We start from the raw sequence: 18,103 nt of genomic DNA, 5'->3' as shown, positions 1-18,103 counted from the left end.
CGCATGTGAAGTGTCGCTCACTTTGTGGGATCGCATAGCCAGCACAGGCAATTTTACCGTAGGGTGACCACCTTGCGAATGGCCCTGCGATTACCCTCGTCTGCCTTCCAGCAGATCCGTGCCGGACACCCTCTGTGAGCACGAATCTGAAGTCTGTCCCCATGTTGAAATACAAGGAGTTGCTGTGAATCTGCTGACGCTGTTGGAAATGGTTACCGGCGGGTATGACGACCGAATCGCGGTCGGCAGCCTGAACGACGGCACAAGCTATGCCCAACTTCGCGCAGCCGCCGCGCGCGGTGGTGCGCTGATCCAGGCGTCGGGCGCAAAGAGCGTGATCTTCTGTGGTGAGAATGGCCCGTCATTCCCAATCGCGTTGTTCGCGGCCTCCTTCGCCGGCCTGCAATTCCTGCCCCTGAACTACCGCCTTGCTGAGGAGTACATCCACAAGGCCATCATGGGCATGCCTGCGCCCTACATTGTTACCGACAACCCGAGCTTGGTGCCCGAAGGCGCAGCTCAGGTCGTGGTGACCTTCGAGGATTGGCTGGCCGTGACCAGCGCCGGTGATGTGCCCGTATTCGACTCCGAGCCGGATCCTGAAGATATCGCGATTCTGCTGCAGACCAGTGGCACGACTTCTGCGCCGAAGAGTGCAGTGCTGCGGCACAAGCACCTGGTCGCCTATGTGCTCGGCTCAGTTGACTTCGCAAGTGCTGATCCCTCGGACGCGATGATCGTTTCGGTGCCGCCGTATCACATCGCAGCAGTCGCCAACCTGCTCTCCAATCTCTACGCAGGCCGTCGCGTGGTCTATCTCGATCGCTTCACCCCAGAGAACTGGCTCGACACGGTGGAGCGCGAAGGTGTCACCAACGCGATGGTCGTGCCCACGATGCTCTCGCGCATCGTGGAGCACATGGAAGCAACCGGTCGCCAAGCCCCGCCAACTCTGCGCGGCTTGAGCTACGGGGGTGCGCGCATTGCGCAGGCAACACTCGAGCGTGCCCTCGGCTTGTTCCCCAACGTTGGCTTCGTCAACGCCTACGGACTGACGGAGACCGCGTCTTCGGTCGCTGTCTTTGGCCCAGAGGATCACCGCGAGTCCTTCAACAGCACCGACCCTGAAGTTCGTGCGCGTCTTGGGTCCGTCGGCAAGGTTCTGCCCCAGGTGCAGATGGAAGTTCGAGATGGCGACGATGAAGTGCTGCCGTTTGGTGAGCCGGGTGCAATCTGGGTCGCGGGCGAGCAGGTCTCCGGCGAGTACCTCGAGAGTGGTCGAGTGGTTGATGATGCGGGCTGGTTTAACACTCGTGACCGCGGATGGCTTGATTCTGGTGGCTTCCTGTTCATTGAGGGTCGCACCGATGACACCATCATTCGCGGCGGCGAGAACATGGCTCCGGCAGAAATCGAAGAGGTTATTCACCGACACCCGGCAGTGCTTGAGTGTGCAGTTGCTGGCGTGCCTGACGAGGAGTGGGGGCAGCGCATCGCTGCCTTCGTTGTCGTACGCGAGGGCATGTCGGTGACTGAACAAGAGATCAAGGATTTTTGTCGCGAAAAACTGCGCTCATCCAAGACCCCCGACTATGTTCGCCTGCGTCACGATCTACTTCCGCAGACAGCGACGGGAAAGCTCCTGCGACGCAATCTCGTTGCTGAGTTTGCACTACATGTGGAAGATCAATAGCCGCGCACGTCAACAAGGAGATCACCTTGGCCATCGACCTCGACATTCTCACGGTGCGCATAGCACCTCAGGATGATCCGGAGACCAGCTTCTTCTGGGCCAGCGGTGAGGACGGCAAACTGCGGTTCAAGCATTGTCAGGATTGCGGCTACTACTCGCATCCGCCAACGCCTCGTTGCCCAAGGTGCCTGTCGGCAAACATGCAGCCCGATCCCGTATCGGGCAAGGCGACCGTGCTGACCTACACGGTCAACATCCAGCAGTGGGTACCCGGGCAAGCGCCGTACATCATTGCCATCGTCACCATGGAAGAGCAGGACGACCTTCGCTTGACGACCTTGCTGGCTGGTGTCGATCTGGAAGATCCCAACATCATCGGGATGAAAGTCGAGGTGCGTTTTCTCGCTCGCGACGACGTTTGGTACCCCACATTCGTGCCAGAAGGGTCACCAGCATGAGCAATCCCGAGCGTCTTTCATTCATCAGCGGCATTGGTCGCTCTGCATCGGGTCGCCGCCTTGGTCGCACAGCAATGGATCTCACCCTCGACGCTGCGCTGGAAGCAATTGCAGATGCCGGTCTGACGCGCGATGACATCGACGGCGTGGCTACCTACCCCGGCGGGGACGCAATCATGTCTCGCGGCTTCGGTGGTCCCTCAGCCGTCGCAGTACAGGATGCGCTGCGCCTGGATATCAACTTCCTCTACGGCTCGGGCGAGGGCTCAGCACAGTTGGGTTCCATCATCGAAGCATCGATGGCCATTGCCGCAGGTCTGGCAAAGCACGTGCTGGTCTTTCGAACAGTGACTGAATCCACCATGCAGGGCATAGCCGGGCGCAATCCTGCCGGTGGCATGACTCGTGCTGGCGGCTTCCTTTCGCAGTTCGGTGCAGTGTCCGCAACGAACTGGTTTGCTCAGGTCGCGCAGCTGCACATGCACAAGTACGGAACAACCAAGGAGCAGCTCGGTCAAATCGCGCTCACCTGCCGTACCAATGCCGGCGTCAACCCTCGTGCGGTCTACCGCGACCCCATCACGATGGACGACTACCTGAATGCACGAATGATCTCGACCCCCTTGTGCCTGCTCGACTGCGACGTTCCTGTCGATGGTTCAACGGCGATGGTGGTCTCGCATGTTGATTACGCCAAGGATGCGCCTAAGCCGTCCGGATTCATCAATGCAGTGGGCACTGCACAGTACGGTCGCCCGTCCTGGGATCAGTACGCGGACATGACATCGATGATGGCTCAAGGTGTTGCCAAGCAGATGTGGTCGCGCACTGATTTGAAGCCTGCCGATGTGGATGTTGCCGAGTTGTACGACGGCTTCAGCATCATCACCTTGGCGTGGATAGAAGCACTTGGCTTCTGCGCGCAAGGTGAGGGTGGATCCTTCATTGAAGGCGGCCAGCGCATCGCACGCACTGGTGAGCTACCCATCAATACCCATGGTGGTCAATTGTCTGAAGGTCGACTGCACGGCTACGGCCATGTGTACGAGGCAGTTGCCCAGTTGCGAGGCGAGGCAGGGGAAAGACAGATCCCCAATGCCGAGGTTATTGTTGCGGCAAACGGTGGTGGCCCCATCGCGGGTGCAATGTTGTTGACCAAGGAATTCTCAAGTTAAGCGTGGATAGGGGTTGTTCCGATGGGGCCACAGACACGATACGGATTCATCGGATTGGGGAGCATCGGGCTGCCAATGGCGCAGACGATTGCACGCGCGGGCCTGCCGCTGACGATCTGGGCTCGCCGCCCAGAAGTCACTGTCGACTTCCCCACCGATGTCACGCGTGCAACTACGCCTGCTGAACTGGGTGCCAACAGCGATGTCGTTGGGCTATGCGTATTTGATGCGGCTGCCGTTGATGATGTTCTGTTCGGTGAAGACGGCGTAGTCCAAGGCCTCAAGCCAGGGGCTGTGATCTTGGTGCACAGCACCGTGGCTCCGGAGTATGTACAGGACCTTGATGTACGACTCAAAGCCATGGGCTTGCGGCTCATTGATGCGCCAATCAGTGGCGGCCCGGTGACTGCAGCCGAAGGCGATCTCACGATCATGCTCGGGGGTTCTCCGGAAGATTGCGAGGAAGTCGATGCATTGATCAAGGTGATCGGCGCGAATTCGGTGCGTCTGGGTACGGTAGGTGCGGGTCAGAAGACCAAGCTCATGAACAACGCGATCTTCACCGCACAACTCGGATTGACCAACTCGATGCTTGAGATCGCAGATCAATTGGGCATCGATCGGGCCGCGGCACTGAAGACAGTTATGACCAGCTCGGGTCAGAGTTATGCGCTTGCGACCTTTGCCCGTGGCGGAACAGTCGACATGATGGCTCGCGGGGCGGCCCTGCCGGCCCTGGCAAAGGATGTGCGCATCCTGCAATCCCTCGTTGGCTCGGACCCTCAGGTTATTTCTGTCGCAGTTGATTTTGTGAAACTGATGGAAACAGGTCTCGTGACCGGCAACGATGAGCAAACCGCGTCTAAAGGAGACTCATGAAGCATCAGGGCAAGGTCGCGTTCATCACCGGCGGCGCAATCGGTTTCGGCTACGCATTTGCGGAGGCCCTTGCTGCCGAAGGAGCAGCTGTTGTCATCGCTGAGATCAACATGCCAGCCGCAGAGGAAGCTGTGGCCAAACTTCAATCGGCGGGCTACCGCGCACTAGCCGTGGATTGTGATGTCGCCAGTGCCGAAGCCGTAGATGCTGCTGTGGCCAAGACCATTGCGGAATTCGGTGGCGTTGACATCCTGATCAACAATGCTGGGCTGCATCTGACCAAGTACAACCTGCCGTTCTCCACCCTTGATCGCGCTGATGTCCGGGCACTCTTCGACGTCAACCTCATGGGTGTGGTGAATTGCAACCTGGCATGTCTTGAGTCCATGCGCAGCCGAGGCGGCGGCAACATCATCAGTTTGTCGTCGATGGCGAGCAACTCCTCGACATCGCCGTATGGTGTTTCAAAACTCGCGGTGCGCGGGCTCACGATTGCCTTCGCTCGCGAGTTCGCTGATGCTGGCATTCGGGTCAACGCGATCTCACCGGGATTGATGGCCACCCCGAGCGCGATGGCCGATCTACCCGAACCGATGATCACTTCAATCGTTAACGACATGCAGTCAATTCATCGACTTGGCTCGATCGCAGACATCGTCAACATGATGTTGTTCTTGATTTCTGAAGAAGGCAGTTTCATCACCGGTGAGACATACAGGGTCAGCGGCGGAGCCGCTTTGTCGATCTAGGAGATTTGGACTTCATGGCAGAACTGCAAGCGGCTGCAACAGTTGTGCTCGTACGCGATGGCAGTAACGGCATGGAGTTGCTCCTACTGAAGCGCCCCCAGCACGGGTCTTTCGCAAACGCCTGGGTATTCCCCGGTGGCCGCATTGAAGTTGCTGATGTCAAAGGCGAGGACGATGCCGAAGTTGATGTTGCTCGACACGCAGCCGAGCGGGAGACCTTGGAGGAGACCGGACTTGTGGTCAGTGCTGCCAATCTCAAGCATTTCTCGGTTTGGCTGCCGCCGCCTCAGGCTCCCAGGCGCTTTCATACCTGGTTCTTCATTGGTGCTGCACCTCAGGAAGACGAGATCAAGATCGCTCAGGGTGAGATTGTTGAGCATGCGTGGCTGACGCCAGCTGAAGCGATAGACCGCCATCAGCGTGGAGACATTGACCTCATGCCACCGACATTCGTGTCGATCAGTCGATTCACGGGATGCGCCTCGGTCACAGACGCCTTGGCCTCTGTGACCGCTGGTGAGGCTCCACTATTTGAAAGCTTCGTCGTCACTGTTGCCGAACGTCCGACCGTGGTTTGGAATGGTGATGCTGAGCATCCAACTTCCGAAAACACCAACGGCCGGCACCGTTTGCTAATGGGTGACCGGCCGTGGGTGTTTGAGCGCTTCAGCTGATTACAGCCCGCTCTTCTCGAGGATGTGGACGCCAGCAGTTGATCCGAGTCCGATGACATGGGCCAGACCGACCTTGGCTCCTTCAATCTGACGAGGACCGGCTTCACCGCGAAGGTGAGTTGCCACCTCCCAGACGTTCGCGATACCGGTGGCAGCGATGGGATGACCCTTCGACTGCAAGCCGCCAGAGACGTTCACCGGCATCTTGCCTGTGCGCCAGGTGGCGCCAGAGTTGAAGAAGTCGATCGCGTTGCCAGGTGCACAGAGCCCGAGGTTGTCGTAGTGCACCAGCTCTGCAGCAGCAAAGCAGTCGTGCAGTTCGGCGAGGTCGAGATCCTCCGGGCCAATGCCAGCCTGCTCGTAGGCGGCCTTTGAAGCATTGCGCGTAACCGTGTTGACATCGGCTAGTTCCTGATTGCCATCTGTCCACGGGTCGGTGGCGATGATCGATGCACTGACCTTGACCGCACGACGCTGCTGCTCCAGCGGCAGCGTACGCAGCTTGGTCTCGCTGACGAGGACTGCGGCCGCTGCACCATCACAGTTGGCCGAACACATCGACCGAGTGTGCGGGTAGGAGATCATTGGGTCGTTCATGATCTGCTCCAGGCTCATCGCAGTCTGGTACGCAGCATTCGGGTTCAGCGTTGAGTGTGAGTGGCTCTTCTCAGCGATGCGTGCGAACAGCTCGAAGTCCGCCCGTGGGTCGCTGTCGTTGTAGGCAAAGCCGATCTGCGCGAACAGTCCGGCCATGCCCGTGGTGCCGATGCGACCATCGAGCGGCATGATCGCGCCCTGACGTCCCTTCGGTGTCCAGTTCTCCGGCAGGGCTCCGGCAGAGTTGCCGGTCAGGAGCCCAGCACCTGAGATCTTCTCGACACCGACTGCAAGGGCGTAGTCAACCTCGCCGGCCTTGATCGCCATGACACCTGCACGCAGAGCCGTTGCTCCGGTTGCGCAGGCGTTCGAGACGTTGAACACGGGGATGCCGGTCTGGCCGATGTTCTTCTGCAGGCTTTGACCTTGAGTGCCACCCATCAGGTTGCCGTAGCCAAGGATCTGGATGTCCTTCATGGTGACATTGGCGTCCTTCATGGCTGCCAATGCTGCTTCTGAGGCCAGATCGAGGACGTCCTTGTCGGGATGCTTGCCGAACGGCGTCATGTGAATGCCAAGAATCCATACGTTTTCGCTCATGTTGAGTACCTCTCGTCCTTAAACCGGCTCGAAGCCGAAACCGATGGCCTCAACGCCGCCGGCGTCTGTGCCAAGTGGAAATGTGGTGAGTTGAACTTCCATGCCGCGCGTGATGTTCTCAGGCAGGGCTTCGACTCCTGTGATGTTCGTGGCGACATCCATTCCGCCGCAGTTGACAATCCCCGTCGTATACGGAACCTGGATGCCTTTGGCGGCGAACTGAACGATCGTGAAAGTCTTGAGGATTCCGGTGGTAGGTACTTCGTACTCAGCGAAGCTCTCATTGAAGCAGGCTGGGCAAGCGTTGTGGCGTCCGAAAACCTTGGCCTTGCACGCTGTGCACTCCTGCGCAACGAGATGTGGCTTTGGCTCCAGCACCAAATAATCGACGATGGGAATCGACAAGGGTCCTCCTCAGGCGTATTGGTCCCCTAGAACATAGGCATAAACAGCAGTCCTTGGGGGGCTATTCCCGCAATTGGTTACATCATTGCCCGTAATTGCTCCACCGTCGATAGTGGATCAATTCCAGCGGGGATGGTGATGTCCAAACTCGTGACTCCGGACTCGCGGTAGGCGGCCAGACGCTCGGCCACAAATGAAGCCGAACCGACCAGAGTCGCTTGATCCAGCCAGGCCTGTGGCACGGCGGCGGCGGCCTCTTCGCGCTTGCCGGTCAGGAAGAACTCCTGGATTGCCAGTGCTTCATCAACCCAACCCATGCGCTGAGCCAGATCGTTGTAGAAGTTCGCGTTGCGAGCTCCCATGCCGCCGACGTAGAGCGCGATGTGATTGCGCATGCCAGCAAGCAGAGCCTCGCGGTCCAGATTCTCCCCGATGGCAACGGTGGTATTGGCAACGATGTCCAGGGCAGGCAGTTCGGCAGATCGCTTCGCAAGACCAGGGGTGAGCGAGGCTCCGAATACTCGCTGGGCGTTCTCGGGCACCCAGAAGAAGGGCAGCCAGCCTTCAGCAATTTCTGCGGTGGTCTCAACAGACTTATCGCCAAGAGCCGCGAGATAGATCGGCACGACTGGGCGATCAGGCTTGTTGATCAGCTTCAGGGGCTTGCCCAAGCCGGTGCCGCCGGCTTCCTTGGTCAACGGCACACTCACTGTCTCACCGGTGTATTCCACGACCTCGCGAGCTACCACCTTGCGCACGATCTCCACGACTTCTTTGGTACGCGTCAGCGGCTTTGAGTAGGGCATGCCATGGAAGCCTTCGACGACCTGAGGCCCGGAGGCTCCCAAACCAAGGTGGAATCTGCCGCCACTGAGGTGGTCCAAACCGGCCGCGGTCATGCCCAGCACGGCCGGTGTGCGGCTGTATGCATTGAGAATCGCCGAGCCCAGCCCGATGGTCGAGGTCTTCCCCGCCAGATAGCCGAGCGCGGAAACCGCGTCAAAGCTGTAGGCCTCCTGCAGCCAGAGCAGATCAAGTCCTGCGGACTCGAGATCTTGGATCACTGGCGTCAGTGCAACGACATCCTGGGTGTAGCTCAGGGTGTAGGACAGTCGCATCGTGCTTCCTCTCGACGGGTGGGTCTGACTCTAAGTGCCTAGGCCGAGCGCGTTGCTCTCTCGCTCCGCTTTGCGCAGGGCCTTGGGGCGCAGCACCCAGGTGACAATTGCCGCGACGATGCATCCATAGGCAATCACGACAGTTATCGAGGACTTCTGCGCGACGGCACCGGCGATCAGCATGCCGATCGGCACCGTGCCACCGAACGCGGTCATCCAAAGCCCCATCAGGTGCCCGCGTCGCTCGAGCGGGACATGGGTCTGCGCTGAGGCGTTGAGAGAGATCACCACTATCTGGTAGGAGATACCCAGGATGTACACCAGCGCGTAGGCCATCCAGTCCAGGCGGGCGAACACGAGCAGAGCCAGCATCGACGTGACACCCATGAGCCCAACGGTGACAACAATGAAGGGATCTCGCCTTACGAGCACCGTGCTCAAGGCCAGCGCTCCTGACACGGCGCCGCCACCCAAGCAGGCGTACAGCCAGCCGTAGGCCGAGCTTTCGACGTTCATGCCGAAGTTCTGCGCAGCGATGGTTGGCATTTGATACAGGAATGTCAGGGTGAGCAGTGCCAGGGCGAACATGCTCAAGACGATCCGGCGGATGTAGGGATCGGTCTTGAGCATCATGATGCCGCCGCCGATGCCTGACTCACCATCAGCCAGCTTGCGGCGCGGTGGGAAGCGCACGAAGTAGACCGCCGACATGATGAAGATGAAGCACGCTGCATTGATTGCGATGACGCCGGAGGCCCCGATGATTGGAAAGAGCATGCCGCCAATGGCTGGGCCAATCACCCGCGCAAGGTTCATCTGCGTGGAGTTCAAGGAGACTGCTGCGCGCAGATCCTCTGGTGGGACCAGACTCGGGACTGACGAGCCCCAGGCCGGCCCGATGAGTGCGTTGCCCAGCCCCACTCCGAGCACACATGCGAAGACCCCAGGCAAGTTCAGCTGTGGTTGGTGCAATACGACAGCAAGGGTCAAGACGCACAACACCTGCCAGAACTGCAGCGTGAGAATGTATTTGCGCACATCGAGTCGGTCGGTGAGCCAACCGCCGACGGTGGGCAGGAAGAGCATCGGCCCGAGTTGAGCAAACGTGATGAGTCCAACGGCCAGAGGTGAATCGGTCTGGCTGTACACATAGGCACCAAGGACGACTGTCTGCATCCATACGCCGATTTGCGACAGGAATGAGCAGAGCAGGACATAGCGATAAGAGCGCACGGCAAGTGCAGACCGGGCGGTGCCAGTCTGTATTGGCCGTGCGCTCTTCACCTGTCCAGGTGCGTCAGGTGTCAACGCAGCAGCGGATCTCTTGGCATGCCGAGGATGCGCTCTGCAATCACGTTTCGACTGATCTCGGAAGTGCCACCAGCAATGGTCAGGCAGCGGTTGAAGATGTACTGAGTGGTGATGTCTGAGTGTTCGCCGTCAACACCAGCATCCCCCAGCAACTTCATCGCCAATTCAGTTGAACCCTGTGCGAGTTCAGATACGAGCACCTTGGTGATGTTGCCCTCGGCGCCTGGTCCTGAGCCGATGACGGCGCGAGCAGCTGCGCGCAGGTTGAGCAGTCGAATGACCTGATCTTGTGCGATGAGCTTGCCCACCTCGCGGTCATGCCCGCGGTCAGAGCCAACGCCGCCGGGCAGGATCTCAATGAGGAGGTCACCGCCGATGCCATTGCCGCCGCCACCGCCGATGGTGACGCGCTCGTTGCCCAGAGTCGCGCGAGCAACGGCCCAGCCGTTGTTCACGTCTCCGACGACATCCGCGTCCGGAACGAAGACACCATCAAAGAAGACCTCATTGAACATGGCCTGGCCAGTGTTCTCGCGAAGCGGGCGAACCGAGACGCCAGGGGCATCCATCTTGATGACCATTGCCGTGACGCCCTTGTGCTTTGGCGCGTCAGGATCGGTGCGCACAGTCGCCATGCCGAACTGGCAGTGCTGAGCGCCTGAGGTCCAGACCTTCTGACCATCAACGATCCAGCCGCCATCGACCTTGACGCCCTTGGTTGCTACGGCAGCAGCGTCAGAACCTGCGCCCGGCTCAGAGAACAACTGGCACCACATGGTCTCGCCAAGAAGTGCCGGGCGCAACCAGCGCTCGACCTGCTCGGTGGTTGCCAGCTGCGACAGGGTCAGGCCGACCCATCCGGTGATGCCCATGTTCGGGATCTTGATATCGGCGAACTCTTCTTCGATGACCAGTTGCTCGATGGCCTTGGCCTCGCGACCCCAGGGCTTGCCCCAGTGCGGCACCAAGTAACCGGTCTCCAGCAGTACCCGACGACGGTCATCTTCGGCCGCCGCGGAGTACGCAGCGATCGCCGACTGTGCCTCAGCGCGGAAGGATTCAGCCTCCGGTGGCAGTTCCAGTGCGTACACGCGGTGATGACCACCTGCACTGAGCTTGGTGAGTTCTTCAGCTGCATCGTCGGCACTGCCGAACAGCACAGCCAAGGCTGCCGAGCGCTTGAAGTACAGGTGCGCGTCGTGCTCCCAGGTGAAGCCGATGCCACCGTGGATCTGAATGTTCTTGCGGGCGTTGAACTCATAGGCCGGCAATGACAGCGCTGCTGCAGATGCTGCGGCCATCGGGCCATGCTCTGGATCAGTGCCAGTGCGTGCTGCATCCCATGCCAGGGCCGTTGCCATTTCGGTCTGGATGATCATGTTCGCGCAGTGGTGCTTGATGGCCTGGAAAGTCGAGATCGTGCGACCGAACTGCTCACGAATCTTCGCATAGGCAACAGACATCTCGGTGGTGACGCGTGCGCCACCGGCAGCTTCAGCTGATGCAAGTACCCGGCCAAGGCGAAGCGCGATCGCGGCGCCTCCAACAATCAAGTTCTCGCTGGCAACCTCAACATCGACCAGTTCAACGCGCGAATTGCGACGGGTGGAGTCAATGCTCTTGTTGGCGGTCATGGTGACGCCGCCTGCATTGGCAGGGATCACTATGAGGTCGTCGCCGACACCCAACGCAAGATGCGTAGCCAGATGCGCGGAAGTGACACAAGCCGCAGTGCCACTGACCTTGCCACCAGCCAGAGTCAGCCTTGTGTGCACGCCGATGCCGGCGATGGAGGAACCATCGGCAAATCCAGGAAGCAGCGCCTTGTGCTGAACATCGGTGCCAGCAGTGGCGATGGTGGCCGAAGTGACAACCGTCGGAAGAAATGCTCCTGGCGCAACTGCGCGCCCAAGTTCTTCAACGACGATGGCGAGCTCTTCAAGTCCGAAGCCCTGTCCGCCAACGCTCTCTGGAAGATGAATGCCAAACAGGCCGTTGTCTTGCAGGGCAGACCAGAAGGCCGGAAGCACCTCTGCGTCAGCATCCAAAGTCGCGCGGGCGGCGCCCAAGGCATCATGGTCGGCCATCAGCGAGCGAGCGACGTCCGCGAGCGAGCGGTGCTCTTCGGTGAGCGCTAAAGACATGGCTGTTCCTTTCAAAAGTTCAGGATCTGATTGACAGAAATCTTAGTCGAATTATCGAACTCTTTAGCCCAAATCTCAGTTCTCGGTCTTCGTACCGGACTTGAAAACAAGGACGCGGCACAGACATCGAGTCCGTGCCGCGTCCTTGAAGCGCGAGCGAAAAGCTGATCAGCCGATCAGGTAACCGCACCGGCGATCTTGAACTCAATCTGACGCTCAAAAGAGATGCCGAGTTCGGTCATGATCTCGTCGGTGTGCTCGGCGAACTGCGGTGCTCGGGTGAGGGTGGGGTTGTGCTCGTCGAAGAGCACCGGAGCCGCAATGAGCTCGCGTTCCACGCCCTCGGCGTCAACAACCTTGGCCACTAGGCCGTTGGCACGCAGCGACTCGTCCTGGCTGATGTCCCAGAAGTCCGAGACGATCGCCCACTGGCCGTCCTGCTTGCTGAGGATCTCCATGAGCTCGGGGCGAGTTTTGGACAAGAAGAGCTCGGCGACCAACTGGCGTCCGTCATAGCCGTTCGCCACGATGGAGTCCGCCGTCTGGAAGCGCTCGTCGGCCTTCCAATCAGGCTTGTCGAAGACATCGCAGAAGCCCGGCCAATACGCGCCTGGCTGGAGCATGGTCAGCATGATGAACTTGCCGTCGCTGGTGCGGTAAGCGCCGGTGAGCGGGTTGCCCGGCGTTCCGGCAACCGGCATTGTTGGAGGCGGTGCGGCCTGTCCGGTGAGCATGGCCAAGTTGGAGCCAAAGGAGGTCGACCAGGCCCCGACGCCCAGCAGCGACACGTCCACGACTGGGGATTCACCGGTCGTCGCCCGCTTGTAGAGGGCAGCCGCCACGCCACCGGCAATGGCCATCCCGCCTGGGTTGTCGCCGTAGGCGCCAGTAGGCATCGCGGTCAATTCGGTTGCATCGGCCCAGGTGGTGGCACGAGCAGCGCCGCTGCGTGCCCAAAAGCCGGTGGAGTCGTACCCACCCTTTGCGCGCTCAGGTCCCTTGTTGCCGAAGGCGGTGCCACGCATATAAATGATGTTGGGGTTGATCGCCTTGATCTGGTCGACGTCGATGCCCATCTTGATTCGGGCGCCAGGAAGGAAGTTCGTCAGGAAGACATCGCTCTTTTCGACCAGTTCACGCAGGATTTCCTGGGCCTCTGGCTTGCTGAGATCCAGGCCGATGCTGCGCTTTCCGCGGTTAGGGCCCTCCATGATCGGGTAAAAGGTGGATCCGGGAACCAGGGCATCCAGGCCCATGACCCGTACAAGTCCACGCTGCGCATCGCCGGTAACAGCGTGCTCGACCTTGATGACCTCTGCACCCCAGTCAGATAAGATGGCACCTGCTGCAGGGACGAAAGTGAACTGCGCGATCTCAAGAACGCGCACCCCTTCCATTGGACCGCTCATGAACACTCCTTTGTAATCCTGATCAACGAGCGCTCACCGTAATGCTTGCGGTAGATAATTGACCAGACTTTCGGAGACTGCGCGGGGCGCGCGCAAAAAAATTCGAAATATCCCTTGTCGACGGATATCGCAAGTATTACGGTACTTAATTAACAGATCGTCGATGAACCAGAGATCGTTGATATCTGTATCTGCCCATACCAAAACACATCCTTCGGGATTTGAGGAGTACGAATGCTTCCTAAGGACGCACAAATTGTGAGCGTTGACGACCACGTCATCGAGCACCCCAATGTTTGGCAAGACCGGCTTCCGGCCAAGTTCAAGGAAGCTGGCCCGAACCTCATTCGCGATGCAGTCAATGGTGACTACTGGCGCTTCGAGGGCGAGAAGGCTGGAAACTTCGCGCTCAATGCCGTCGCTGGCCGGGCCAAGGAAGACATCGCGATGGACCCACGCTCGTACGACGAGATGCGCGATGGCTGCCATGACATCGAGGAGCGCATCAAGGACATGGACGTCGAAGGCGTCTGGGCCCAGTTGAACTTCCCGAACATGCCCGGCTTTGCGGGCACCACACTCGTCAACGCCAAGGACAAGGAGCTCGGGCTGGCCTGCATTCAGGCGTACAACGACTTCATCATCGATGAGTGGTGTGCTGCCTACCCCGAGCGCCAGATTCCGCTTGTGGTTGTGCCCTGGTGGGATGTGGACCTGACGGTCAAGGAGATCCACCGCACTGCAGACAAGGGTGCCAAGAGTTTCAGTTTCGTGGAACTTCCGCACAAGCTCGGCTTGCCTTCATGGCACACCGATCACTGGAACCCCATGCTGCAGGCAGCACAGGATCGCGACTTGCCGATCTCGATCCATTTCGGATCCGGCGGCGCACCGCTCGGTGTGTCCGAGGAAGGCATGAGCACCAACTTCACTGTTGGCATCTCGCTCTTCGGACTCAACTCGGCGATGGCCACAGCAGAGCTCCTGCTCTCGCCTGTGTTCCATAACTACCCGGGTGCGAAGTTCGTGCTTTCCGAAGGCGGTATCGGTTGGGTTCCCTACATGCTCGAGCGCATCGACTATGTATGGGACCGTCACCGCTGGTACAACGATGTGAACCGCGACGTCAAGCCCTCCACACTGTGGAAGACCAACATGTTTGCACCGTTCATCTATGACGATGCAGGCATCTTCTCCCGCCACCTCATCGGCGTCGAGAACATCATGTTCGAGTCGGATTACCCGCACTCAGACAGCAACTGGCCGCACACCCGCAAGATGCTCGAAGAGTCACTTGCCAACGTGCCTGACGATGAGGCTCGCCTCATCGCAGAAGGCAATGCACGTCGCGTGTACAACTTCCCACGCACGAGCTGAGTCCTTACCTGATGTAAGTGGAGTGCCCGGAACTTTGTTCCGGGCACTCCACTTTTTTACGTGTGTTGGTACAACTTTCCTTTTCTTTTCAAACAGGTTGCAGGAAGTAGGCGAAGTGCCTACCGTCCTAAGCCAGCGCCCACTTTGTACAGATTCCCGAACGGAGTTTTCCTTTGTCTGAGGCACAACCACTAGCAGGTCGCGTCACGATCATCACCGGAGCTGGCCGAGGCATCGGTCGTGGGCACGCTCTTGCATTTGCCCGCCTGGGTTCGGCTGTTGTAGTCAACGATTTTGGCGGCGCCGGTGATGGCAGCGGCGGCTCGCATGAGCCAGCAGAAGATGTCGTAGCTGAGATTCGCGCATTCGGGGGCCAGGCAGTTGCCCAGTTTGGCGATGTCTCTGATCCCAAATGCGCCGATGAGATGGTCGCTCTAGCGCTTAGTGAGTTCGGGGACATCCATGCTCTCGTCAACAATGCGGGCAACTTGCGCGACAAGACGATCGTCAACATGGAGGTCGAAGATTTTGAATCGGTGATCAATGTGCATCTGAAGGGAACTTTCCTCACGACTCGTGCCGTTGGTCGTTACTGGCGCGACGCAGTCAAGGAAGGCAAGGCCGTTGCACCGCGCATTGTGAACACCACCTCTGGCAGCGGACTGTTCGGCAACTTCGGGCAAGGCAACTATTCGCCAGCAAAGGCTGGCATTGCTGCGTTCACGATTGTCACGTCACTTGAGTTTGCAAAGTTCGGTGCGATGGCAAACTGTATTGCGCCTGTTGCGAAGACTCGCTTGCTTGGCACCGTTGGCACCTCGATGGAGTTGAAGGAGGGCTATGACCCCTTCAATCCCGACTACATCTCCAATGCGGTCAGTTGGCTCGGCGGACCGGACTGCAATGTGACGGGTCGGGCCTTCAGCGTTGTTGGCGGCTACATCGGCGTCGGCGAAGGCTGGCAGATCGGCGATCAAGTCTTCAACGAGAACGGACCGCTGACCTACGACATGATCAACGAGCAGCTGCCTCGCGCAGTGGCCAACTCCAAGCCGAATGCAAACCCTGGTGCATCGCACCCCTACTCAATGCGGGACTAACCATGCCACTTGATTTTTCTGCAATCGGTCAGACGACAGAGCCCACGCCAATCAGCTGGGACTCTGATCGGGCACTCATCTATGCCCTAGGTGTAGGGGCCGGCCAGGAGGACGCACTCAAAGAGTTGGAGTTCACTACTGAGAACTCCGATGGTCACCCTCAGCAAGTGCTGCCGACCTTCGCTGTCGTGATGGGTGCAGGCGCCGCTCGTGGCCCTGGCATCAGCTACGGCGATATCGATCGCAGCAAACTGCTCCATGGCCAGCAGGCGATTCGACTTTTCCAGCCAATCCCAGTTGCCGGAGTTGGCCTGCAGTCCTCTCGCCTGACAGGCATGTACGACAAGGGCAGTGGCGCATTGGTCACGATGACCACGACCATCACTGATGTTGATGGCAATGTGCTCGTTGAGTCATCGAATGGTTCCTTCATTCGTGGCGAAGGCGGTTTCGGTGGCGATGGCGGTCCCAAGGATGATTGGGATCTTCCTGATCGTCCGGCCGATCATGTGGTCACTCAGCAGACACGAAATGACCAGGCCTTGATCTACCGACTTTCTGGCGATCGCAATCCCTTGCACAACGACCCAGTATTTGCAGCCCGCGGTGGATTTGGCGTGCCAATCCTGCATGGCCTGTGCAGCTTTGGATTCGTGGGTCGGGCAATCCTGCACGCAGTCGCTGGTTCAGATGTGACGCGCTTCAATGCCATGTCGGTTCGTTTCTCCAAGCCGGTCATGCCCGGACAGGCGCTCACCACCCATATGTGGGTCGATGGCTCCCGGGTGCAGTTCCGCACTCTCGTTGATGATGCAGTGGTACTGGATCGCGGTGTGGCAGAGGTGAAGAGCGCTTGAGCGGAAAATCAGTTCCGTCAGCTTCACCTGAAACACGTCCATATTGGGAGCACACCGCACAGGGTGAGATCTGGATGCCCAAATGCGACGATCACGGCTGGGTGTTTCCGCCGCGTCCGCATTGCCCCACCTGTGGCAAGAGGCCACTTGAATGGAAGCAATTGTCGGGCCGGGGAACGATCGCGTCTTTCATCATTTCGCATCGTGCTGGTGTTGGTTATCAAGATGAAGTCCCGTACTTCATCATCATCGTGGATACCGAAGAAGGCCCGCGAATGGTCGGCAATCTCTATGGCGTGCCCGTGACTCCCCAAAGCGTGAGCATTGGTATGCCAGTCGAAGTGTTCTTCGAAGATCGCGAAGGTGTGAATGTGCCGCAATGGCGTCCAGTTGGATCGACGGTGACCCTATGAAGCCCGACGACATTGTCATTGTCGGTGCCTCGGAGTCTGAGAACATCGGCATCGTGCCGGATGTTTCGGCTATGGGCTTGGCCATCGACTCCGCATTGCGTGCCCTGGACGACGCTGGCCTGACACCACAAGACGTGGATGGGATTGCCGGCACTTTGCATCCAGCAGAGCTCGCGCTGCAATTGGGAACTCGTCCTCGCTATGCAGACGGAACCAATGTTGGTGGCTGTTCATACATGCTGCATGTGCGTCATGCAGTTGCCGCATTGCGCGCCGGCATGGCATCCGTGATCGTCATCATGCATGGCGAATCCGGGCGATCACGCGTTGGCGTACCGATGATGTCAATGGATATGACGGCAGCGCCCGGACAATTCGAGCGCATCTATGGCGTTGCTGGAACCTTCTCGATGTTCACGCTTCCGGTGATGGCCTATCTGAATAAGTATGGACTTGATGAAAGTGCACTCGCTGAAGTCTCCGTTGCGCAATCGAAGTGGGCAGCGCAACAGCCGCGTGCATTGCGGCAGAAGATCGTCACTGTTGACGACGTCCTCAACTCCAGCATGATCGCCTGGCCATTTCGCGTACTTGAATGCTGTCCGTTGACTGATGGTGGCGGTTCGCTCGTGCTCACAACCGCGTCCAGGGCTGCGGACATGGATTTGAAATACGCACCCGTAGTGGTAGCTGGCACTGGTTCTTTGGTCGAAGGTGCCGGGTCTTCGTTCATGGAAGATCTCACGAGTTTCCGGGCTTTCCGTGAATCCTCGGCCGAAGCATTTCGCACAGCCGAGATGACCGTTGACGACATCGATCATTTGATGATCTATGACGCCTACGCACACCTTCCGCTCTACGGCCTTGAAGACCTTGGCTTTGTTGGCAAGGGCGAAGCAGCAGCATTCATCAAGAGTGGCGCGACAAGTCCTGGTGGCTCTTTGCCGATGAACACCAATGGTGGCGGCATCATGTACACGCACACCGGTATGTACGGCATGTTCGCCTTGCAAGAGGGCGTGCGACAGATGCGTGGGACTTCGCCAGCTCAGGTCGAAGGTATCCAGACCAGCTTCGTCCAAGGTGTCGGCGGTATGTTTGCGGCAGCCGGATCGGTGATCCTGCGCAAGCAATAGGGAGCGAC

Annotated in this window: 17 protein-coding genes; 11 read left to right on the top strand and 6 right to left on the bottom strand. The window is 59.0% G+C overall.

The window, feature by feature from the left end; genetic code table 11:
• Nucleotides 1-184: 184 nt before the first annotated feature.
• Genes Q7L55_12130 through Q7L55_12105 form a run of 6 tightly spaced genes read left to right on the top strand, consistent with a single transcriptional unit; the run spans nucleotide 185 to nucleotide 5,628 of the window.
• Entirely contained in the window at nucleotides 185-1,693 is a 1,509-nt protein-coding gene (locus Q7L55_12130) for a fatty acid--CoA ligase family protein (GenBank protein MDO8733297.1), read from the top strand.
• A 26-nt stretch (nucleotides 1,694-1,719) separates the two neighbouring features.
• Nucleotides 1,720-2,151 carry an OB-fold domain-containing protein gene (locus Q7L55_12125; GenBank protein MDO8733296.1) on the top strand — a complete coding sequence of 144 codons (432 nt, stop codon included), beginning with the start codon at nucleotides 1,720-1,722 and terminating at the stop codon, nucleotides 2,149-2,151.
• On the top strand, nucleotides 2,148-3,326 hold the full coding sequence (locus tag Q7L55_12120; protein ID MDO8733295.1) for a thiolase family protein: 1,179 nt from the start codon (nucleotides 2,148-2,150) through the stop codon (nucleotides 3,324-3,326). The genes Q7L55_12125 and Q7L55_12120 overlap by 4 nt, the downstream gene beginning before the upstream one ends.
• Before the next feature lie 21 nt (nucleotides 3,327-3,347).
• The gene (locus Q7L55_12115) at nucleotides 3,348-4,205 is read left to right on the top strand and encodes an NAD(P)-dependent oxidoreductase (protein MDO8733294.1); all 858 of its coding nucleotides are present in this window, start codon (nucleotides 3,348-3,350) and stop codon (nucleotides 4,203-4,205) included.
• Nucleotides 4,202-4,954 carry an SDR family oxidoreductase gene (locus tag Q7L55_12110; protein MDO8733293.1) on the top strand — a complete coding sequence of 251 codons (753 nt, stop codon included), beginning with the start codon at nucleotides 4,202-4,204 and terminating at the stop codon, nucleotides 4,952-4,954. Before Q7L55_12115 ends, Q7L55_12110 begins: the two co-directional genes overlap by 4 nt.
• A 14-nt stretch (nucleotides 4,955-4,968) precedes the next feature.
• Entirely contained in the window at nucleotides 4,969-5,628 is a 660-nt protein-coding gene (locus tag Q7L55_12105) for an NUDIX hydrolase (GenBank protein ID MDO8733292.1), read from the top strand.
• Here the strand turns inward: Q7L55_12105 and Q7L55_12100 are convergent, their stop codons facing one another.
• The 6 genes from Q7L55_12100 to Q7L55_12075 all read right to left on the bottom strand — a co-directional run bounded on the left by Q7L55_12100 (nucleotide 5,629) and on the right by Q7L55_12075 (nucleotide 13,212).
• Nucleotides 5,629-6,825: a thiolase family protein gene (locus tag Q7L55_12100; protein MDO8733291.1), complete on the bottom strand. Its 1,197-nt coding sequence runs from the start codon at nucleotides 6,823-6,825 to the stop codon at nucleotides 5,629-5,631.
• Nucleotides 6,826-6,843: 18 nt separating this feature from the next.
• Entirely contained in the window at nucleotides 6,844-7,230 is a 387-nt protein-coding gene (locus Q7L55_12095) for an OB-fold domain-containing protein (GenBank protein MDO8733290.1), read from the bottom strand.
• 77 nt (nucleotides 7,231-7,307) lie between these two features.
• Nucleotides 7,308-8,348 (bottom strand): LLM class F420-dependent oxidoreductase, encoded by a 1,041-nt coding sequence (locus tag Q7L55_12090; GenBank protein MDO8733289.1) that lies wholly within the window; start codon nucleotides 8,346-8,348, stop codon nucleotides 7,308-7,310.
• 30 nt (nucleotides 8,349-8,378) lie between these two features.
• Nucleotides 8,379-9,656 (bottom strand): MFS transporter, encoded by a 1,278-nt coding sequence (locus Q7L55_12085; protein MDO8733288.1) that lies wholly within the window; start codon nucleotides 9,654-9,656, stop codon nucleotides 8,379-8,381.
• On the bottom strand, nucleotides 9,653-11,803 hold the full coding sequence (locus Q7L55_12080) for an acyl-CoA dehydrogenase (protein MDO8733287.1): 2,151 nt from the start codon (nucleotides 11,801-11,803) through the stop codon (nucleotides 9,653-9,655). The genes Q7L55_12085 and Q7L55_12080 overlap by 4 nt, the downstream gene beginning before the upstream one ends.
• A 176-nt stretch (nucleotides 11,804-11,979) precedes the next feature.
• Nucleotides 11,980-13,212 carry a CoA transferase gene (locus Q7L55_12075; GenBank protein ID MDO8733286.1) on the bottom strand — a complete coding sequence of 411 codons (1,233 nt, stop codon included), beginning with the start codon at nucleotides 13,210-13,212 and terminating at the stop codon, nucleotides 11,980-11,982.
• A gap of 234 nt (nucleotides 13,213-13,446) precedes the next feature.
• Here Q7L55_12075 and Q7L55_12070 point away from each other — a divergent pair, with 234 nt between their 5' ends.
• The 5 genes from Q7L55_12070 to Q7L55_12050 all read left to right on the top strand — a co-directional run bounded on the left by Q7L55_12070 (nucleotide 13,447) and on the right by Q7L55_12050 (nucleotide 18,095).
• Nucleotides 13,447-14,589: an amidohydrolase family protein gene (locus Q7L55_12070; protein MDO8733285.1), complete on the top strand. Its 1,143-nt coding sequence runs from the start codon at nucleotides 13,447-13,449 to the stop codon at nucleotides 14,587-14,589.
• Nucleotides 14,590-14,762: 173 nt separating this feature from the next.
• Nucleotides 14,763-15,689, top strand: coding sequence for an SDR family NAD(P)-dependent oxidoreductase (locus tag Q7L55_12065; GenBank protein ID MDO8733284.1), 927 nt, complete (start codon nucleotides 14,763-14,765; stop codon nucleotides 15,687-15,689).
• A gap of 2 nt (nucleotides 15,690-15,691) precedes the next feature.
• Complete coding sequence (locus Q7L55_12060; protein ID MDO8733283.1) at nucleotides 15,692-16,546, top strand: MaoC/PaaZ C-terminal domain-containing protein; 855 nt, start codon at nucleotides 15,692-15,694, stop codon at nucleotides 16,544-16,546.
• Nucleotides 16,543-16,959, top strand: a complete 417-nt coding sequence (locus Q7L55_12055) for an OB-fold domain-containing protein (GenBank protein ID MDO8733282.1) — start codon at nucleotides 16,543-16,545, stop codon at nucleotides 16,957-16,959. Before Q7L55_12060 ends, Q7L55_12055 begins: the two co-directional genes overlap by 4 nt.
• Entirely contained in the window at nucleotides 16,956-18,095 is a 1,140-nt protein-coding gene (locus tag Q7L55_12050; protein MDO8733281.1) for a thiolase, read from the top strand. Before Q7L55_12055 ends, Q7L55_12050 begins: the two co-directional genes overlap by 4 nt.
• Nucleotides 18,096-18,103: the final 8 nt, after the last annotated feature.

The organism is Actinomycetota bacterium (assembly GCA_030650795.1).
In the GTDB taxonomy this organism is placed as follows: Bacteria; Actinomycetota; Actinomycetes; order S36-B12; family S36-B12; genus UBA11398.
This window is presented reverse-complemented; position numbering and strand designations above follow the sequence as displayed.